Below are 17101 nucleotides of genomic sequence, written 5' to 3'. Positions count from 1 at the left end.
GTTCGCGTCGATGTTGAATAGGTGGCTGCCGGGGCGGCCGGGACGGAGGATCGTCAGTGTCTGTTACGGGGACAGCGGTTCATAACGCCAGCATGCCAACGGATTCATCCCAACCCCCCCGAACCGTCCTGCGCGGCGTGCAGGACGAGGGGCGAATCGCCTGGGTTTCCAAGGCCGTATGCCGCGGTGCGGATCCCGACGAACTCTTCGTACGTGGTGCGGCACAACGCAAAGCCGCAGTGATCTGTCGGCACTGCCCGGTTGTGCTCGAGTGTTTGGCCGACGCCCTCGACAACCGGGTCGAGTTCGGTGTGTGGGGCGGCATGACCGAGCGGCAGCGCCGAGCACTGCTCAAGCAGCACCCCGAGGTGACCTCCTGGGGCGAGTACTTCGCCGCTCAGCGCAAGCAGCGTGACGCCGGCTGATGCCCGGCTGAGTCCCTCTTCGCTTCTACTTCTACTTCTTCGCCGTCAGCTGATCGGCGATCGCGCCGAGCGCCTCCAGATCGGAGACGTCGAACGGCAGTGACGGCACCCCGACGATGGGGACCCGCGGGTTGGCCCGGGTGAAACGCGACAGCAGTCGGATCTCACGTTTGGCGGTAGCGCCGCGTTCGGCGTGAATCTGCAGCGCCGCGGTGGTGAGCGCCTTCGTCCCCTCGGGCAGCGACGCGCTGACCTCGGGCTCCTGCAGCGTCTCGATCGCGTCGATGGCGCGCTCGATGGGCAGGTCGCACAGCATCGGATGGGTGCGGTTGAGGATCAACCCCGCCAGCGGCATGTGCTCTTGGGAGAGTCGGTCGACGAAGAACGACGCCTCCCGCAACGCGTCGGGCTCGGCCGCCGACACCACTACGAACTGGGTGCCGCGGCGCTTGAGCAGGTCGTAGGTGCGGTCGGCCTTCTCCCGGAAGCCGCCGAAGGTGGCGTCGAGGGACTGCACGAAATTCGCTGCATCGGAAAGCATTTGAGAGCCCAGCACAGTCGACAGTGCTTTCATCGCCAGACCGACGGCGCCGGCTACCAGTTTGCCGATGCCCCGGCCGGGGCCGAGCAGCAGCTTCCACAGCCGGCTGTCCATGAAGCTGCCCAGCCGCTTGGGCGCGTCCAGGAAGTCCAGGGCGTTGCGCGACGGCGGGGTGTCGACGACCACCAGGTCCCAGCGGTCCTCGCTCAGCAACTGGCCGAGTTTCTCCATCGCCATGTATTCCTGCGTACCGGAGAGCGAGGTGGCCACCGTTTGGTAGAACTGGTTGCCCAGGATCGCCTCGGCCCGCTCCGGGCCCGAGTACTGCGTCACCATCTCGTCGAAGGTGCGGCGCATGTCGAGCATCATCGCGTACAGCTGACCGGGCACTTCCGCAGGCAGCGTGACTTGCTGCGGGTTGTTGCCCAGGTCGTCGATGCCCAGCGCCTGCGCCAGCCGGCGGGCCGGGTCGATGGTCAGCACCACCACGGTGCGGCCGTATTCGGCGGCCCGCAGCGCCATCGACGCGGCGGTAGTGGTCTTGCCGACGCCGCCGGCGCCGCAGCACACCACCACACGGTTGGAGGTGTCGGCCAGGATGGCCGCCAAGTCCAGCGCCAGCGGCTTGCCGGTCGTATCGGGTGTCATCGAACCCCCTGTTGGCCGAGAACTTCGGAGAGCTCATAGAGGCTGCCGAGGTCGACCCCGTCGGTGATCGTCGGCAGATGCAGGCGTGGCACGTCCAACTGCTGCAGCTGTTCGGCCGTTTCGGTCCGGGCGCTGATGCGGGTGGCGTGCTGGATGGTTTCGGTCAGCAGGCCGGCGAAGTCGTCGTCGGTCAGCGTGATCCCCGCCGCCGCCAGTCCGCTGCGAAGCGCGTCGGCGTCGACGACGCCTTCGGCTGCCTTGGCCAGGTCGGCGGGATCCAGGTGTGCGGGGATGTCGCGGTTGACGATCACACTGCCGATCGGCAGGTCCAGCGCCCGCAGCTCGTCGATGGCTTCCAGGGTTTCCTGCATCGGCAGGGCCTCCAGCAGCGTCACCAGGTGGATGGCCGTCTGATCGGAGTGCAGCAGCTTCACCACGCCGTCGGCCTGGGAGTGCACCGGGCCGCCCTTTGCCAGCTGCGACACCGCCTTGGTGACGTCGAGGAATCGGGAGATCCGGCCGGTCGGCGGCGCGTCCACCACGATCGCGTCGTAGACCGGCTTGTTGTTCTTGTCGGTCTGGATCACGTGGTACTTGATCTTGCCGGTGAGGATGACGTCGCGCAGGCCGGGCGCGATGGTGGTCGCGAACTCGACCGCCCCGACGCGCCGCATCGCCCGCCCGGCGATCCCCAGGTTGTAGAACAGGTCGAGGTATTCCAGGAACGCGGCCTCGATGTCCATCGCCAGCGCGTCGACCTGCCCACCGCCCTCGGCGGTCGCAACCTTGAGTGGGGTGATAGGCAGCGGCGGCACGTCGAAGAGCTGCGCAATGCCTTGGCGCTCTTCGACTTCCACCAGCAGGACCCGACGTCCGCCGGCCGCCAGCGACAACGCCAGCGCGGCGGCCACCGTCGACTTGCCGGTACCGCCCTTGCCGGTCACGAAATGCAGCCGGGCCTTCGTCAATCGCGAAGGCCAGCCGAGAGCAGGCTCGCTGCTGGATGTGGCTGTCACCACTGCATGCTAACCAAACGCTTGGACGTCCTAGCGATAAGCTCGCTCCCATGAGTGAACGCACGGTCTGGGAGTACGCCACGGTCCCCTTGATCACGCACGCCACCAAGCAGATCCTCGACCAGTGGGGCGAAGACGGCTGGGAGCTGGTCTCGGTGCTGCCGGGGCCGTCCGGTGAGCAGCTCATCGCCTTCCTGAAGCGCCCGAAATGAGCTGGCGGGCCCGGCTGACCGAGCTCGGGATCGAGCTGCCCGACGTGGTGGCGCCGCTGGCGGCCTACGTGCCGGCAGTTCGCACCGGCAACCTGGTCTACACCTCCGGTCAGCTGCCGATGCAGTCCGGGGCGTTGCCGCACACCGGCAAGGTCGGTGCGCAGGTCAGCCCGGAGGAGGGCCACGCGCTGGCGCGAATCTGCGCTCTCAACGCGCTGGCCGCCGTGGATGCCCTGGTCGGGCTCGACGCGGTGGCCCGGGTGGTCAAGGTGGTCGGGTTCGTCGCGTCGGCGCCGAACTTCAACGGGCAGCCCGCCGTGATCAATGGGGCCTCCGAACTGCTGGGTGAGGTGTTCGGCGACGCCGGCAAGCATGCCCGCTCGGCGGTCGGCGTCTCCGAGCTGCCGCTGGATGCCCCCGTGGAGGTCGAACTGATCGTCGAGCTGAAGGCCGCGGCGGAGTAGTCGAGCGGTGTCCGCCAGTCATCCCGCCTACGGTCGGTTGCGGCCGGTCACCCAGACCGCGTCGGTGCTGTTGGCCGACAACCCGGGCTTGATGACGCTGGAGGGCACCAATACCTGGGTGTTGCGTGGCCCGGGCAGCGACGAGGTGGTGGTCGTCGACCCGGGGCCCGACGACGACGAGCACATCGGCCGGTTGGCCGAGGTCGGCAAGATCGCCCTGGTGCTGATAAGCCACCGGCACTTCGATCACACCGAAGGCATCGACAAGCTGGCCGACGCGGTGGGGGCACCGGTCTACTCCGCTGGGAGCGGGTTTCAGCGTCGACTCGGCGGCGGCCTGACCGACGGTCAGGTGATCGACGCAGCCGGACTGCGCATCAAGGTTTTCGCCACCCCCGGTCACACCGCGGACTCGCTGTCGTTCGTGCTGGATGACGCCGTCCTGACCGCCGACACCGTGCTGGGCCGCGGCACCACCGTGATCGATACCGAAGACGGCGACCTGACGCACTACCTGGACTCGCTGCGGCGCCTCCGCGGTTTGGGTGGGCGCACGGTGCTGCCCGGGCATGGACCGGAGCTGCCCAACATCGAGGCGGTGGCCACCGGCTACCTGGAGCATCGCGAACAGCGGCTCGACCAGGTGCGCTCGGCGCTAGCCGCGCTGGGTGAGGACGCTACTGCCCGTCAGGTGGTCGAACACGTCTACACCGACGTCGACGAAGAGCTGTGGGGTGCCGCCGAATGGTCAGTGCAGGCCCAGTTGGACTACCTGCGGGGCTGAGTCACCGCCGCGAGCCTGTAGTTAACGTGGGAAAGTGCGAGCAGCGGCCACGCTAACTACAGGCTCGGCGAACAGGTCCCTAGCGCGCCCGGCGGGCCAGCCGCTCGGAGTCGGAGATCAGCACGCTCTTGCCCTCGAGCCGGATCCAGCCGCGGTGGGCGAAGTCGGCCAGCGCCTTGTTCACCGTCTCCCGCGAGGCCCCGACCAGCTGGGCGATCTCTTCCTGGGTCAGGTCGTGGGTGACCCGCAGGGCCCCGCCTTCCTGGGTGCCGAACCGTTGCGCCAGCTGCAGCAGCTGCTTGGCGACCCGACCGGGCACGTCGGTGAAGATCAGATCGGCCAGGTTGTTGTTGGTGCGACGCAACCGGCGGGCCAGCACCCGCAGCAGCTGCTCGGCGATCTCGGGCCGATCGGAGATCCACGACCGCAGGGCGTCGCGGTCCATCGAGACCGCGCGCACCTCGGTGATGGTGGTCGCGCTCGAGGTCCGCGGACCCGGGTCGAAGATCGACAGCTCACCGAACATGTCCGAGGGGCCCATGATGGTCAGGAGGTTCTCCCGGCCGTCGGGAGACCGTCGGCCGATCTTCACTTTCCCGGAGACGATGATGTACAGCCGGTCGCCGGGCTCTCCCTCGGCGAACACGGTGTGTCCGCGCGGAAAGTCCACGGGCTGAAGCTGCTTGGTCAGCGCGGCTACGGCGCTGGGCTCAACTCCCTGGAAGATTCCGGCCCTCGCCAGGATCTCGTCCACGATGCCCCTTAGATGTTTTTGATGAAGGTTTGAAATCGTAAGTGCGGGCCGCTACCCGGCCAGCCACCTGAGTCTAGAGCCACGCGTCAAGCGAGATTACAACGCTATACACGGTTGGCATGCCGATTCGGAGGAAACTGCGGATTGGCCTTCGCCTCCCGGCTCAGCCCCGTTTCGATGCGTTCCAGCCCGACTGCTGACAGCATCAGCAGCATCGGGATGGCGGTGATCAGCAACCAGGACACAAGTCGTCAGTAAACATGGGCAAGGTCTCGTTGGGGTCACAAATTAGTACCCTGTCGGAGGTGACAGTGGACAAAGGCTCCCGCGCGTCGCGGACGGAGACCCGAACCGGACTGGTCCGGCGTGCTCGTCGGATGAATCGGACTCTGGCGCAGGCCTTTCCCGACGCCCACTGCGAGTTGGACTTCACCACGCCGCTGGAGCTGGCCGTCGCGACGGTGCTCTCGGCCCAATGCACGGACGTGCGGGTGAACCTGACGACGCCGGCGTTGTTCGCCCGGTACCCCACGGCGCTGGACTACGCCCAGGCCGACCGCACCGAGCTGGAAGAGCTCATTCGGCCCACCGGCTTCTACCGCAACAAGGCGTCTTCCCTGATCAACCTCGGCCAGATGCTGGTCGAACGTTTCGACGGGGAACTGCCCGACACCATGGAAGAGCTGGTGCGCCTGCCCGGGGTGGGTCGCAAAACCGCCAACGTGATTCTGGGCAATGCGTTCGGGGTCCCGGGCATCACCGTCGACACCCACTTCGGCCGGCTGGTGCGGCGTTGGGCCTGGACCAGCGAGGAAGACCCGGTCAAGGTCGAGCATGCGGTTGGTGAGCTCATCGAGCGCAAGGAATGGACGTTGCTGTCCCACCGGGTGATTTTTCACGGCCGACGGGTGTGTCACGCCCGCAAGCCGGCCTGCGGAGTGTGCGTGCTGGCCAAGGACTGCCCGTCGTTCGGGATCGGGCCCACCGCCCCGATGGAGGCCGCCGCGCTGGTCAAGGGCCCCGAAACCGAGCATCTGCTGGCTTTGGCCGGGCTAGCGGCGGTCGCCAGCACGACGGAGTCGGTCGCAGCGGGCCGCCGCAGTCCGGCCTAGCGGGTCCCTGGATCAGATGGCGCCGATGAGCAGGTCGCGAGGATGGACCCTGACCGGGTTAGCGGTACTGGCGGTGGTGGCCGCGCTGCTCACCGGGCTGGTCACCGAACTGCGCCGTGAGCCGACCGCCGTGCAGCCGGGCCGCAGCCCGGCCGTGGCCGGCGCCGGCGCGGACCTGACGTCGCTGCGGCAGCGCGCCGACCTGCCGCCCTGTCAGGTGGGGCCGGGAGACACCGGGCCGACTGCCCTGCGCGGCGTGACCGTCGAGTGCGCGGCCGACGGGTCGCCCGTCGACGTGGCTGCGATGTTCGCCGGCCGGAAGGTGGTGCTCAATCTGTGGGCGTACTGGTGCGGGCCCTGCCGCGACGAACTGCGGGCGTTCGCCGAGTACCAGCGCCGGGTCGGGCCGACCGTGACGGTGGTGACGGTGCACCAAGACGACAACCAAGCGGCGGGCTTGGCCCTGCTGGCCGAACTGGGCGTGCGGCTGCCCACCCTGCAAGACGGCCGCCGGCAGCTTGCGGCGGCACTGCGGGTGCCCAATGTGATGCCCGCGACTGTGGTGCTGGCCGCGGACGGTAGCGTTGCCCGCATCCTGCCGCAGCCCTTCGCCAATGCCGAAGAGATCGCCGCCGCCGTCGAGAACAGCGGCCGCTGATGTGGGGCGATCAGGATCCGGCACGCAAGGGAGGCGCGGTGAGCGCTGGCGAGTCCCAGTCCTGGGCCCCGTCGCGCGCCCCGTCTTGGCTTCGCCCGCTCGTCGACAACGTCGAGAAGGTGCCGACGGCCTACCTGCACCGGCTGCCCGCCGATGTTCGCGCGATGATCACGGCGGCCAACGCCAAGGCCAGCGCCGGCGGCCGCGGGCGCGACGCGGCCGTCCTGGTGCTGTTCTCCGGGCCGCCGGGAGGCCCGCCGGAGGCGATATCGGAGTCGGCTGACCTGCTGGTAACGGTGCGGGCCTCGACGCTGCGCCACCATGCCGGCCAGGCCGCATTTCCGGGTGGAGCAGTCGATCCCGGCGACGACGGACCGGTTGCCACGGCGCTGCGGGAGGCCAACGAGGAGACCGGAATCGATCCGGTCCGGGTGCATCCGTTGGTCACGATGGACAAGATCTTCATCGCCCCCTCGGGATTCCAGGTGGTGCCGGTGCTGGCGTACTCCGAGGATCCTGGGCCGGTGACCGCGGTGGACCCCGGCGAGACCGCTATCGTCGCTCGCGTTCCAGTCCGGGCATTCATCAACCCGGAGAACCGGTTGATGGTTTACCGTGATGCGCGCAGTCGGCGTTGGGCCATGCCGGCGTTCCGGCTCAACCAGATGCTGGTCTGGGGATTCACCGCCCAGGTGATCTCGGCGATGCTGGATGTGGCCGGCTGGGCACAGCCCTGGGACACCAGCGAGGTGCTTGGGCTGGACGAGGCCATGGCGCAGGTTGGAGGAGAAGGCGAGATATGACGTCGTCGCAGTGGCTGGACATCGCCGTCCTGGCGATCGCCTTCGTTGCCGCAGTGTCCGGCTGGCGCTCGGGTGCGCTGGGCTCCCTGCTCTCTTTCGTCGGTGTTGCGTTGGGGGCCATGGCCGGCGTGCTGCTGGCCCCGCACCTGATCGAGAGCGTCTCGGGTGCTCGGCTGAAATTGTTCGCCGCACTGTTTCTGATCCTGGCCATGGTCGTCATCGGTGAGGTCGCCGGCGTGGTGCTGGGGCGGGCGGTGCGCGGGGCGATCCGCAGCCCGGGTGTTCGGGGAGTCGACTCCGTCGTGGGCGTGGTGCTGCAGCTGGGCGTGGTGCTGATCGCGGCCTGGCTGCTGGCCACCCCCCTGACCGCGTCCGATCAGCCGAACCTGGCTGCTGCCGTCAATGATTCACGCGTGCTGCGTCAGGTCGACGACCTCGCGCCGCGTTGGCTCAAGAACGTGCCTCGGCGGCTCTCGGCGGTGCTCGACGACTCCGGGTTGCCCGCCGTGTTGGAGCCCTTCAATCGCGCCCCGATCGCTGCGGTGGATGCGCCGGACCCGGAACTGGCTGCAAGCCCGGTGGTGGAAGCCACTGCGCCGAGTGTGCTGCGGATCCGCGGCGTGGCGCCCAACTGCCAGAAAGTGTTGGAGGGCACCGGATTTGTCATCTCACCCACTCGGGTGATGACGAACGCGCACGTGGTGGCCGGTTCGGACAGCGTCACCGTGGAAAGCGGCACCAAGTCGTACGAGGCCACGGTGATCTCCTTCGACCCCAAGGAAGACATCTCCATCCTGGCGGTGCCCGATCTGCCGCTGCCGCCGTTGGCGTTCGCCTCCTCGCCCGCCCAGGCTGACACCGACGCACTGGTGTTGGGCTACCCCGGAGGCGGCGTCTTCGAGGCCACCCCGGCGCGAATCCGCGACGTGATCAATCTCGAGGGCCCCGACATCTACCGCAACACGACCGTCACCCGCCGGGTGTACACCATCAGAGGCACTGTGCAGCAAGGTAATTCCGGTGGTCCCATGATCGATATGGACGGTCGGGTGATCGGCGTGGTGTTCGGTGCCGCGGTCGACGACGCCGACACCGGGTTCGTGATGACCGCCGAGGAGGTGGCGGGTCAGCTCGCCCGCATCGGCGACACCCAGCCGGTCTCGACACAGACCTGTGTCGGGGGAGAGTGATCAGGCGAGGAACCGCAGCAGGTGGTCATTGACCACCTCGGGCGCCTCTTCGTGAGCGAAATGCCCCGCGCCGGGCACCGACACGTACTGCCCGTGGGGCGCATACTGCCGCGTCTTGTTGACCGGATCGGCCAGCACGTAGGGGTCGTTCGCGCCGCGTAGGTGTAGCAGTGGAATATTCAGCGTGCGTAGGTCCAGCGCCTTCATGAACCGCCGGCCCTCAGCCCGGAGCTGGCTGCGCACCGCCCAGCGCTGGTACTCCAGCGCGCAGTGCGCCGCCGACGGAATCTGTACCGCGGTGCGCAGGTGCCCGATGGTTTCGGCGAAATCCTGACTCGCCTGCCAGCTCGCGCCGGCTCGACTGCGCACCAGGCGCTCGAGCTCGGCTCCACCTCGGCGGGTCAGGGAGCGCTCCGGCCAGAACGGCACTTGGTAGCGAAGCAACCATGGCAACAGCGCTCGGCCCTGATCGGCATGGGTCAGCGCCGAGTGACGCAACGCCGCCGGGTGCGGTGAGCTGACCACGGCGATATCGCGCACCAGGCGGGGGTGCAACAGTGCGGTGGCCCAACACACCAGGCCCCCGTCGGCGTGGCCGACCAGGGTCGCCGAGGAGTGCCCCAGGGCGCGGATCAGCCCGGCCGTGTCACCGGCGAGGGTCCAGCCGTCGTAGCCCCGGGGAGGCTTGTCGCTACCCCCGTAGCCGCGCAGGTCGACTGCGACGACCCGGGCGTCGTCGCTCAGCCCGCGCAACTGATGACGCCAGGTCCACCAGAACGAGCCGAACCCGTGCAGCAGCATCACCAGCGGCCGTGAGGTCGGCGGGGCGTCGGCGGCGTTGGGCGTGTCTTTGCCGACCGTTGTCGCCTCGACGACATGGAAGCGAATGCCGTTGGCGTGGATGTCCCAGTGTCGCCACGGCCCGTCGATGCGGGTGATCGACGGATCCGGTGGCGGCACTACCAGCCCGAGGGATCGGTGGTCGGCCTGCCGTCGGGCGAGCCCGCCGGTGACGCCGACGAGCCGTGCAGGCGGGTCGGGTCGGGGCGCAGCGCATCGCGGGTCTCACGCACCGATTCGATCGTTTGGCGCGGCCCGCGGATACGGCGCACCCGCAAGAAGCCGAGCAGCGCCAGGGCCACCGTCACCACCAGCATGATCCCGAACACGATCAGGTAGGCCGCCCAGTCCTGCAGCCACATGTTGAGCAGCTCGGCGACGAAGAAGAAGAAAAAGAAGGTGGAGTAGAACAGCACGACCAGGGCCGCGATGAAGAAAACGCTGCCGGTCAGGCCCTTCTTGACGTCTCGGGTGATCTCGGCGCGGGCCAGCTCGACCTCCGCGCGAACCAGCGTCGACACCTGCGCCGTGGCGTCCTTGACCAGCTCGCCCAGGGACGGGTCGGCGGGCAGCGCGTGCGGGTCGGCCAGCGGGATGGTCGCCAAGGTGTTCGGCACGCCGTTGCGGTCCGCCCTAGCTGCGGCGCGTGGTGCATTCCTGCGGTCGCCCTTGCTCACTGGCTGTCCTCCCGTTCGCCGTCGTCGCGGCTTAATGTTGCCATGCGGTAGCCGACCCGACGAGTGACCCCGGAAAGCTGCGGCAGATCGCGAGCCACCGCGCCCCCGACGGCGCTGGCCCGCGGCGCGCCCAGCCCCGCCACGTCACTTACCGCCGTTAGGCTGTTTCTCTACCACCGGGGGTGGAGTTGATCGACGGGAGAACCGCTGTGCAGATCGCACACCGCTGGTCGTTGCGCGCCGCGACGGTGCTGTTGGCATGGGTGGCCTGTGCCGGCTTGGCCACAGTCGCCGTACCGGCGGGCCGGGTAGCCGCCGACGACAAGGTGGTGATGGGCGGGGGCGCGGGCATCGTGGTCGACGAGGACACGCTGTGCACCCTGACCTCGATCGGCCACGACAAGACCGGTGCGCTGATCGGTTTCACCTCGGCACACTGCGGCGGGCCGGGCGCGCTGGTGGCCGCCGAGGGCTCCGAGGGCAACGGCACGATCGGCCACATGGTCGCCGGCAACGACGGCCTGGACTACGCCGTGATCGAGTTCGACCCCAACAAGGTGACGCCGGTGCCCAACTTCGGCGGCTTCGTGATCGGCGGCATCGGGCCGGACCCCATGTTCGGTCAGATCGCCTGCAAGCAAGGCCGCACCACCGGCAACTCCTGCGGTGTCACCTGGGGGCCGGGCCAGGACCCGGGCACCATTGTGATGCAGGTGTGTGGGCGGCCTGGTGACTCCGGCGGGCCTGTCGTGGTGAACAACATGTTGGTCGGCATGATCCACGGTGCGTTCAGCGATGCGTTGCCGACGTGCGTGGTCAAGTACATCCCGTTGCACACGCCCGCGGTCGTGGTGTCGATCAACGCCGTGCTGGGCGACATCAACGCCAACGACCGGCCGGGCGCGGGCTTCGTCCCGATCGGCTAGGCGGGGCTCAGTCGGCCGCCCGGATCGCGTCGAACACGCTGGGGTCCACCAGGGTTGAGGTATCGCCCAGTTCGCGGCCGTCGGCGATGTCGCGCAGTAGCCGGCGCATGATTTTGCCGCTGCGGGTCTTGGGCAGCTCCGGGACGATGTGGACGTTGCGGGGCTTGGCGATCGGGGAGATCTCCACGGTGACCCGCTCGCGCAGGTCGTCGACGATCGTGCCGCCCACGTGGCTGTGGGATGCCGCCAGTACCACGAACGCGCAGATCCGTTGGCCGGTCTGCTCATCGATGGCGCCGACGACGGCGGCCTCGGCCACCGCTTCGTGACCGACCAGAGCGGACTCCACCTCCGCGGTGGAGATGCGGTGCCCGGACACGTTCATCACGTCGTCGATCCGGCCCAGTACCCAGATATCGCCGTCGGCGTCGTAGCGGGCGCCGTCACCGGCGAAGTACCAGCCCTGCTCGGCAAAGCGCGACCAGTAGGTCTCGATGAAACGCTGCGAGTCACCCCAGATCCCGCGGGTCATCGACGGCCACGGCTGATCGATGACCAGGTAGCCCGAAACCGGTTCCCCGGCAGCGTCATCCGGAGACAGCAGGTCGCCGTGATCGTCGACGATGCGAGCGGAAATCCCGGGCAGCGGGGTCATCGCGGCACCCGGTTTGGCCGCGGCCACACCGGGCAGTGGGGTGATCATCGCCGCGCCGGTCTCGGTCTGCCACCAGGTGTCGACCACCGGGACGGCGTCCGCGCCGATCACTCGCCGGTACCAGCGCCAGGCCTCCGGGTTGATCGGTTCACCGACTGAACCCAACAGTCGCAGACTGGTCAGATCGTGGGCGTCGGGGACCTCGCGGCCCCACTTCATGAACGTGCGGATCAACGTGGGCGCGGTGTAATAGATGGTCACACCGTACTTTTCGATGATCTGGAAGTGCCGGTGCTGGTCCGGGAAGTCCGGGGTGCCCTCGTAGATCACTTCGGTGGCGCCGTTGGCCAGCGGCCCGTACACCGAGTAGGTGTGGCCCGTGACCCAGCCGACGTCGGCGGTGCACCAGAAGACGTCGGAGGCGGCCTTGAGGTCGAAGACGTAGTGGTGGGTGTAGGCCGCCTGCGTCAGATAACCGCCACTGGTGTGCACGATGCCCTTGGGCTTGCCCGTGGTCCCCGATGTGTAGAGCAGGAACAGCGGCTGCTCTGCTTCGAACGCCTCGGGGGCGTGCTGCGGTGCGGCCGGATCCACCACGTCGTGCCACCACAGGTCGCGGTCGGGGTTCCAGGCCACCTCGCCACCGGTGCGGCGCACCACCAGAACGTGCTCGACACTCGGAGCATCGGCTACCGCCTCGTCGACCGCAGGCTTGAGCGGTGCCGGCTGGCCGCGGCGGAACTGCCCGTCGGAGGTGATGACCACCTTCGCCTGCGCGTCGTCGATGCGGGAACGCAGCGCGTGCGCGGAGAACCCGGCGAACACCACCGTGTGCAAAACGCCCAGCCGCGCGCACGCCAGCATCGCGATGACCGCCTCGGGGATCATCGGCAGGTAGATGGCCACCCGGTCACCGGCGACCAAGCCGAGCCCGGTCAGCGCGTTAGCCGCCCGGGAGACCTCGGCGAGCAGGTCCGCATAGGTGATGGTGCGGGCGTCGCCATCCGGCTCGCCCTCCCAGTGGATCGCCACCCGGTCGCCGTGGCCGGCTTCGACATGGCGGTCCACGCAGTTGTAGGCGACGTTGAGTTTGCCGTCGGCGAACCAGCGCGCGAACGGAGCGTCTGAGTAGTCGAGCACCTCGGCGAAGGGCGTTGCCCAGCTCAACCGGTTGGCCTGCTCGGCCCAGAACGCGAGCCGATCGGATTCGGCTGCGCGGTACAACTCCGGACCCGCGTTGGCCTGGGCGACGAACTCGGCGGCGGGTGGGTACGACGGCGCTGAAGCGGCGGGTGTTGCGGTCACGGTCACCGAGCCTAGGCGTGTGCCTGATTCGCCGCAGGAGTAGGGCGATGTGGCTGAGTCAGGCGGACGCCTGGGCTGTGTGATGCCTTCACCTAGGCCGAGTCGACTACCGAGGTCGGTCGTGTCCACGGTCCGACGGTTTAGAGCATCGCAGGGGATCATTGTGGTCCAAATGCTGGCTCAGTGCTTGCGCACGAGACTTGTCGGTGGGGAGTGGCAGGTTCTGCGGTGATGGCGCGTCACACCACGTTTAAGTTCTGCCTCGATCCCACGGTCGAGCAGTGCGACGTGCTGGCTCGGCACGCCGGGGCGGCACGATTTGCGTTCAACCAGTGCGTTCGTCTGGTGAAGACCGCGCTGACCGAGCGGCGCACCGACGCGGGCGTCGAGGTGCCGTGGACCGGGTTTGATTTGATCAATACGTTCAACGCATGGAAGAAGACCGCAGAAGCGGGGCGGGTCTTTGCCGTCAATAACGCCGGTGTGGCAGAGGTCGTCGCCGTCGGCCTGGCGTGGCGCACCGAGGTGCGGCAGCAGGTGTTCGAGGAAGCAGCCGTCGACCTGGGTAGAGGACTCGCGGCGTGGTCGCAATCGCGGTCCGGGAAACGCAGGGGCGAGCGCGTCGGCTTCCCTCGCTTTAAGAAGAAGGCCCGTTCGATCCCGTCATTTCGGTTGCGCAACAAGCACCCCAAGAACCGGCGGCCGGCGATCCGGGTCGGCGAGGGCGACCGGCCACGTTCGGTCACCCTGCCCGGCGTGGGTCAGATCGGGGTTCACGACGACACTCGCCGCCTGCGGGGCATGCTCGCCAAAGGCCGGGCCAAGATTCTGTTCGCTACCGTGTCCCAGCGTGGGGGGCGGTGGTGGGTCTCGCTGACCACCGAAGCCGCCGAGTTGCACCCCAGCCAGCGACACCACCCTCGCGCAGCCGACGACGGTGGCGGCTGGATCGGCGTCGACCGGGGGCTATCAGCATTCGTGGTCGCCGCTGACGCTGCTGGCATTGAGGTCGCACGCCTCACCGACGCACCCAAAGCACTCGCCGCCGGCATCGCCAAGCAACGCCGACTTGCGAAATCGTTGTCCCGCAAGCAGAAAGGATCACACAACCGTCTCGATGCCGCGGCCCGCTTGGCCCGGCATCACCATCATGTCGCTAATATGCGGCGGCATTTCGCACACCAGGTCTCCAACCAGCTGGTCAAGACCCACGACCGGCTCGTCATCGAGGACCTGCACGTGGCGGGAATGCTAGCCAACCACCGGCTGGCCCGCGCAATATCCGATGCCGGCTGGGCCGAGTTCGGCCGCCAACTGCACTACAAGCAGGCATGGCGGCGCGGTGAGGTCATCACCGCAGACCGCTGGTACCCGTCAAGTCAGCTCTGTTCGATCTGCGGCGACCGCCGAACCGACCTGAGCCTGGCCGACCGGGTATTCACCTGCGCACACGGCCATCGCCTGGATCGTGACGCCAACGCCGCGACGAACCTGGCCCGATGGGGTCAAAACTACTATGCTCTGCACCGATCCCCGGCCCCCCAAGCAGGAGGCCGGGCCACCAATGCCCGCCGACGGGACGGCTCTGGCCAACACCCCCGTGTTGGTGAAACCAGCCCGGTTGACGCGGGAACAGATGTCCAGGCCGCGCCGGCGGCCTGAACCGACGACGCCCGAGAAGGGCGGTGCCGAACAGTCACCACAGCTGTCCGACACGCTTGAATCACCTCGCCGGTAGTGTCACAGCCCGTGACCACTTCGGAGGATCCACTGGCCCCGTTAGCTGCGCTGCCCGGTGTCGCAGAGGCCAGTGAGCAGGTTCGCGACGAGCTGGCTCGGGTGCACCGGCACAAGACCAACATGCGGGGCTGGCCGGTCAGCGCCGCGGAGGCGTCGCTGCGGGCGGCCCGGGCGTCGTCGGTGCTCGACGGGGGCCCTGCGGCCGTGGACGCCGCCTCGACTTCCGACCCGGTGTTCGCCGGTGCCCTGCGGGTGGCCCAGGCTCTGGAAGGCGGCGAGACCACGCTGGTTGAGGTGTGGCGGCGTGCGCCGCTGCAGGCCTTGGCTCGGCTGCATGTGCTGGCCGCCGCGGACCTCGTCGACGAGGAGCGCCTCGGCCGGCCGGAGGGTGGCGCGGCCGTCGGGCGCCGGCTGGAGATGCTGGCCGACCTGGCCACCGGCGGCACCTCGGTGGCCGCCCCGGTCTTCGCCGCGGTGGTGCACGGCGAAATACTGACGTTGGCGCCGTTCGGCAGCGCCGACGGTGTGGTGGCCCGGGGCGCGGCCCGGCTGGTCACCATCGCCAGCGGATTGGACCGTCACGGGCTGGGCGTCCCCGAGGTGACCTGGATGCGCAACGCCCGGGACTATCGACGGGCGGCGACGGATTTCGCGAGCGGTTCAGCAGAGGGTGTCACCGCCTGGCTGCTGCTGTGTTGCGGCGCGATGCGCACCGGTGCGCTCGATGCGCTGGGGATAGCTGAGGCCGGTCGCTAGGCGCTGATTCGGGCTGCTTGAAGACCACCCGGAACGAACGAAGCGGGCGGCGCTCCGAATGATTCGGCTCGCCGCCCGCTAGCACGGTACACGGTTACCAAGCGTCCAACTTGGGCTGCGTGGGTGGCCTCGGCGCTCCTGCGGTGTTCTTCGGCTGCAACCCCACCCAAAGGGCTGGCAACACCGATCACGTTCCGCAATTACGCAGGCCCGCAACACTTCTGCCATCTTCGCGGCTGTGGCTCCGCGTGGGTACCGCTCTCCGTACTGGGAAGTGCGGTTCGGGAGGTCGATCCTTCTCTTCCGGGTCGACCCTGGCCTTACCGGCTTCCGTGCTTCCTTTGTACTACGTGACGCACGACACAGCAAGGGTCAATCGCATACGACGTGTGTCGTGTCATCGGATTGTGATCAGCGATGTTTGCTGGAAGCGGGTTCAGGGCACCAGTCGGCGCAGCAGGGAGTAGGTCAGCGCGCCCGCGGCCAGTGCGCTGACGCCGACCGCGGCGGTGGTGGCCAGCGCGGCACCGGAGGGCGCCGGGATGCGGTCACGCAGCGACACCGGCCGCGAGAAGGTCAGCACCGGCCAGCCGTTGGCGATCGCCTCTTTGCGCAGCGCGCGGTCGGGATTGACCGCCGATGGATGTCCGACCACCTGCAGCATCGGTAGGTCGGTGATCGAGTCCGAGTAGGCATAGCAGTGCTCCAGCGGGTAGCCCTCGCGGGCGGCCAGTTCGCGGATGGCCTGCACCTTGCCTTCGCCGTAGCAGTAGAACGCGATCTCCCCGGTGTACTTGCCGTCGGCGACGACCATCCGGGTCGCCATGGCGTGGGTGGCGCCGAGTGCCCGGGCGATGGGCGCCACGATCTCCTCCCCGGAGGCCGAGACCACCACCACGTCGCGGCCGCAGAGTTTGTGATCGGCGATCAGCTCGGCCGCCTCCGCGAAGATCAGAGGCGTGACGATATCGTGCATCGTCTCGTTGACGATGGCCTTGATCTGTTCCACGTTCCAGCCGGTGCACATGTTGGTCAGGTGGGCGCGCATTCGCTCCATCTGATCGTGGTCGGCGCCGGACAACAGCATCAGGAATTGCGCGTAGCTCGACTTGAGCACGGTACGACGGTTGATCAGTCCCTGATCCATAAAGGGTTTGCTGAAGGCCAGCGCGCTGGACTTCGCGATCACCGTCTGATCGAGGTCCAAGAAGGCGGCCGTGCGGGTTCGGGGAGCCCCGGAAGGGTCGCCGGATGCCGCAGGTGAGGTAGGCGGTGACTGCGGCTGCGGGGTGGGTGCGGACACCGCCACAGCATAGGTCCGGGAGGCCGGCCAGCCCGGTGCTACGGCAGAAAGAGCACTTCACACGTAGTGCGAGATTTGAGTCGCCATTCGATAGCAACACTCGCAAACACTTGCGCCGGACCACCCTGTCGTGTGTATAGTGGCATCACTCGGCTTATGCTGAGGGTGTATCGGCCCGACCCCCCGGGGTTGATACGCGACGACCTCCGCCTCCTCCCCCCCTGGCGGGGGTCGTCTTTTTTAACCGGTAAGTTGTTCGCCGGAGCCCCCTCTTGCTGACTGGAACGTGTTA

The 17101-nt window shown here is 68.1% G+C and carries 20 protein-coding genes; 11 read left to right on the top strand and 9 right to left on the bottom strand.

Translation table 11 applies throughout. The features are described from left to right. Positions 1 to 92 precede the first annotated feature (92 nt). Positions 93 to 425 carry a WhiB family transcriptional regulator gene (locus ACKY0W_RS20285; protein WP_406756848.1) on the top strand — a complete coding sequence of 111 codons (333 nt, stop codon included), beginning with the start codon at positions 93 to 95 and terminating at the stop codon, positions 423 to 425. 31 nt (positions 426 to 456) lie between these two features. Here the strand turns inward: ACKY0W_RS20285 and ACKY0W_RS20280 are convergent, their stop codons facing one another. Both ACKY0W_RS20280 and ACKY0W_RS20275 read right to left on the bottom strand, forming a co-directional pair. Beyond that, positions 457 to 1614, bottom strand: a complete 1158-nt coding sequence (locus ACKY0W_RS20280; protein WP_409435533.1) for an ArsA family ATPase — start codon at positions 1612 to 1614, stop codon at positions 457 to 459. Beyond that, positions 1611 to 2633 (bottom strand): ArsA family ATPase, encoded by a 1023-nt coding sequence (locus ACKY0W_RS20275; protein WP_406756850.1) that lies wholly within the window; start codon positions 2631 to 2633, stop codon positions 1611 to 1613. The genes ACKY0W_RS20280 and ACKY0W_RS20275 overlap by 4 nt, the downstream gene beginning before the upstream one ends. A 47-nt stretch (positions 2634 to 2680) precedes the next feature. Here ACKY0W_RS20275 and ACKY0W_RS20270 point away from each other — a divergent pair, with 47 nt between their 5' ends. From ACKY0W_RS20270 to ACKY0W_RS20260, 3 genes are read left to right on the top strand one after another with little or no spacing between them, the layout of a single operon-like run. Further along, a complete protein-coding gene (locus ACKY0W_RS20270) occupies positions 2681 to 2842 on the top strand; it encodes a DUF4177 domain-containing protein (RefSeq protein WP_109560444.1) in 162 nt (53 codons plus the stop codon). Beyond that, positions 2839 to 3306 (top strand): RidA family protein, encoded by a 468-nt coding sequence (locus ACKY0W_RS20265; protein ID WP_406756851.1) that lies wholly within the window; start codon positions 2839 to 2841, stop codon positions 3304 to 3306. The genes ACKY0W_RS20270 and ACKY0W_RS20265 overlap by 4 nt, the downstream gene beginning before the upstream one ends. A 7-nt stretch (positions 3307 to 3313) precedes the next feature. Continuing rightward, the gene (locus ACKY0W_RS20260; protein ID WP_409435532.1) at positions 3314 to 4090 is read left to right on the top strand and encodes an MBL fold metallo-hydrolase; all 777 of its coding nucleotides are present in this window, start codon (positions 3314 to 3316) and stop codon (positions 4088 to 4090) included. 79 nt (positions 4091 to 4169) lie between these two features. Here the strand turns inward: ACKY0W_RS20260 and crp are convergent, their stop codons facing one another. Next, a complete protein-coding gene (crp, locus tag ACKY0W_RS20255) occupies positions 4170 to 4844 on the bottom strand; it encodes a cAMP-activated global transcriptional regulator CRP (RefSeq protein ID WP_013830875.1) in 675 nt (224 codons plus the stop codon). Positions 4845 to 4948: 104 nt separating this feature from the next. After that, the gene (locus ACKY0W_RS20250) at positions 4949 to 5089 is read right to left on the bottom strand and encodes a hypothetical protein (RefSeq protein WP_409435531.1); all 141 of its coding nucleotides are present in this window, start codon (positions 5087 to 5089) and stop codon (positions 4949 to 4951) included. Between the two features lie 132 nt (positions 5090 to 5221). On the opposite strand from ACKY0W_RS20250, the gene nth reads away from it, so the two are divergent. Genes nth through marP form a run of 4 tightly spaced genes read left to right on the top strand, consistent with a single transcriptional unit; the run spans position 5222 to position 8607 of the window. After that, the gene (nth, locus tag ACKY0W_RS20245) at positions 5222 to 5956 is read left to right on the top strand and encodes an endonuclease III (protein ID WP_409437868.1); all 735 of its coding nucleotides are present in this window, start codon (positions 5222 to 5224) and stop codon (positions 5954 to 5956) included. A 25-nt stretch (positions 5957 to 5981) separates the two neighbouring features. Next, a complete protein-coding gene (locus ACKY0W_RS20240; protein ID WP_409435530.1) occupies positions 5982 to 6614 on the top strand; it encodes a TlpA family protein disulfide reductase in 633 nt (210 codons plus the stop codon). Further along, positions 6614 to 7417, top strand: a complete 804-nt coding sequence (locus ACKY0W_RS20235) for an NUDIX hydrolase (protein WP_409435529.1) — start codon at positions 6614 to 6616, stop codon at positions 7415 to 7417. Before ACKY0W_RS20240 ends, ACKY0W_RS20235 begins: the two co-directional genes overlap by 1 nt. After that, entirely contained in the window at positions 7414 to 8607 is a 1194-nt protein-coding gene (gene marP / locus ACKY0W_RS20230) for an acid resistance serine protease MarP (RefSeq protein ID WP_406756856.1), read from the top strand. The genes ACKY0W_RS20235 and marP overlap by 4 nt, the downstream gene beginning before the upstream one ends. Here the strand turns inward: marP and ACKY0W_RS20225 are convergent, their stop codons facing one another. Genes ACKY0W_RS20225 through ACKY0W_RS20215 form a run of 3 tightly spaced genes read right to left on the bottom strand, consistent with a single transcriptional unit; the run spans position 8608 to position 10267 of the window. After that, complete coding sequence (locus ACKY0W_RS20225; protein ID WP_409435528.1) at positions 8608 to 9567, bottom strand: alpha/beta fold hydrolase; 960 nt, start codon at positions 9565 to 9567, stop codon at positions 8608 to 8610. Continuing rightward, on the bottom strand, positions 9567 to 10124 hold the full coding sequence (locus ACKY0W_RS20220; protein ID WP_409435527.1) for a phage holin family protein: 558 nt from the start codon (positions 10122 to 10124) through the stop codon (positions 9567 to 9569). Before ACKY0W_RS20220 ends, ACKY0W_RS20225 begins: the two co-directional genes overlap by 1 nt. Then, complete coding sequence (locus ACKY0W_RS20215) at positions 10121 to 10267, bottom strand: hypothetical protein (RefSeq protein WP_409435526.1); 147 nt, start codon at positions 10265 to 10267, stop codon at positions 10121 to 10123. The genes ACKY0W_RS20220 and ACKY0W_RS20215 overlap by 4 nt, the downstream gene beginning before the upstream one ends. A 66-nt stretch (positions 10268 to 10333) precedes the next feature. Here ACKY0W_RS20215 and ACKY0W_RS20210 point away from each other — a divergent pair, with 66 nt between their 5' ends. Then, positions 10334 to 11050, top strand: coding sequence for a serine protease (locus tag ACKY0W_RS20210; protein WP_409435525.1), 717 nt, complete (start codon positions 10334 to 10336; stop codon positions 11048 to 11050). 7 nt (positions 11051 to 11057) lie between these two features. Here ACKY0W_RS20210 and acs read toward each other — a convergent pair whose 3' ends face one another. Continuing rightward, positions 11058 to 13010, bottom strand: a complete 1953-nt coding sequence (gene acs / locus ACKY0W_RS20205) for an acetate--CoA ligase (RefSeq protein WP_409435524.1) — start codon at positions 13008 to 13010, stop codon at positions 11058 to 11060. 231 nt (positions 13011 to 13241) lie between these two features. On the opposite strand from acs, the gene ACKY0W_RS20200 reads away from it, so the two are divergent. Both ACKY0W_RS20200 and ACKY0W_RS20195 read left to right on the top strand, forming a co-directional pair. Beyond that, entirely contained in the window at positions 13242 to 14672 is a 1431-nt protein-coding gene (locus ACKY0W_RS20200; RefSeq protein WP_409435523.1) for an RNA-guided endonuclease InsQ/TnpB family protein, read from the top strand. Positions 14673 to 14759: 87 nt separating this feature from the next. Continuing rightward, on the top strand, positions 14760 to 15506 hold the full coding sequence (locus ACKY0W_RS20195) for an oxidoreductase (protein ID WP_409435522.1): 747 nt from the start codon (positions 14760 to 14762) through the stop codon (positions 15504 to 15506). A gap of 436 nt (positions 15507 to 15942) precedes the next feature. Here ACKY0W_RS20195 and ACKY0W_RS20190 read toward each other — a convergent pair whose 3' ends face one another. Continuing rightward, complete coding sequence (locus ACKY0W_RS20190) at positions 15943 to 16809, bottom strand: HAD-IB family hydrolase (RefSeq protein ID WP_406756862.1); 867 nt, start codon at positions 16807 to 16809, stop codon at positions 15943 to 15945. Positions 16810 to 17101: the final 292 nt, after the last annotated feature.

The organism is Mycobacterium sp. SMC-14, assembly GCF_046250075.1.
Classification (GTDB): Bacteria; Actinomycetota; Actinomycetes; order Mycobacteriales; family Mycobacteriaceae; genus Mycobacterium.
Note: the sequence above shows the minus strand (reverse complement) of the source record. Positions and strands in the feature narration are given on the sequence as shown.

Coding starts and splice junctions, on each gene's coding strand:
- ACKY0W_RS20285 (WP_406756848.1), top strand. CDS start 93: ATGCCAACGGATTCATCCCAACCCCCCCGAACCGTCCTGCGCGGCGTG.
- ACKY0W_RS20280 (WP_409435533.1), bottom strand. CDS start 1,614: ATGACACCCGATACGACCGGCAAGCCGCTGGCGCTGGACTTGGCGGCC.
- ACKY0W_RS20270 (WP_109560444.1), top strand. CDS start 2,681: ATGAGTGAACGCACGGTCTGGGAGTACGCCACGGTCCCCTTGATCACG.
- ACKY0W_RS20265 (WP_406756851.1), top strand. CDS start 2,839: ATGAGCTGGCGGGCCCGGCTGACCGAGCTCGGGATCGAGCTGCCCGAC.
- nth (WP_409437868.1), top strand. CDS start 5,222: ATGAATCGGACTCTGGCGCAGGCCTTTCCCGACGCCCACTGCGAGTTG.
- ACKY0W_RS20240 (WP_409435530.1), top strand. CDS start 5,982: ATGAGCAGGTCGCGAGGATGGACCCTGACCGGGTTAGCGGTACTGGCG.
- ACKY0W_RS20235 (WP_409435529.1), top strand. CDS start 6,614: ATGTGGGGCGATCAGGATCCGGCACGCAAGGGAGGCGCGGTGAGCGCT.
- marP (WP_406756856.1), top strand. CDS start 7,414: ATGACGTCGTCGCAGTGGCTGGACATCGCCGTCCTGGCGATCGCCTTC.
- ACKY0W_RS20200 (WP_409435523.1), top strand. CDS start 13,242: ATGGCGCGTCACACCACGTTTAAGTTCTGCCTCGATCCCACGGTCGAG.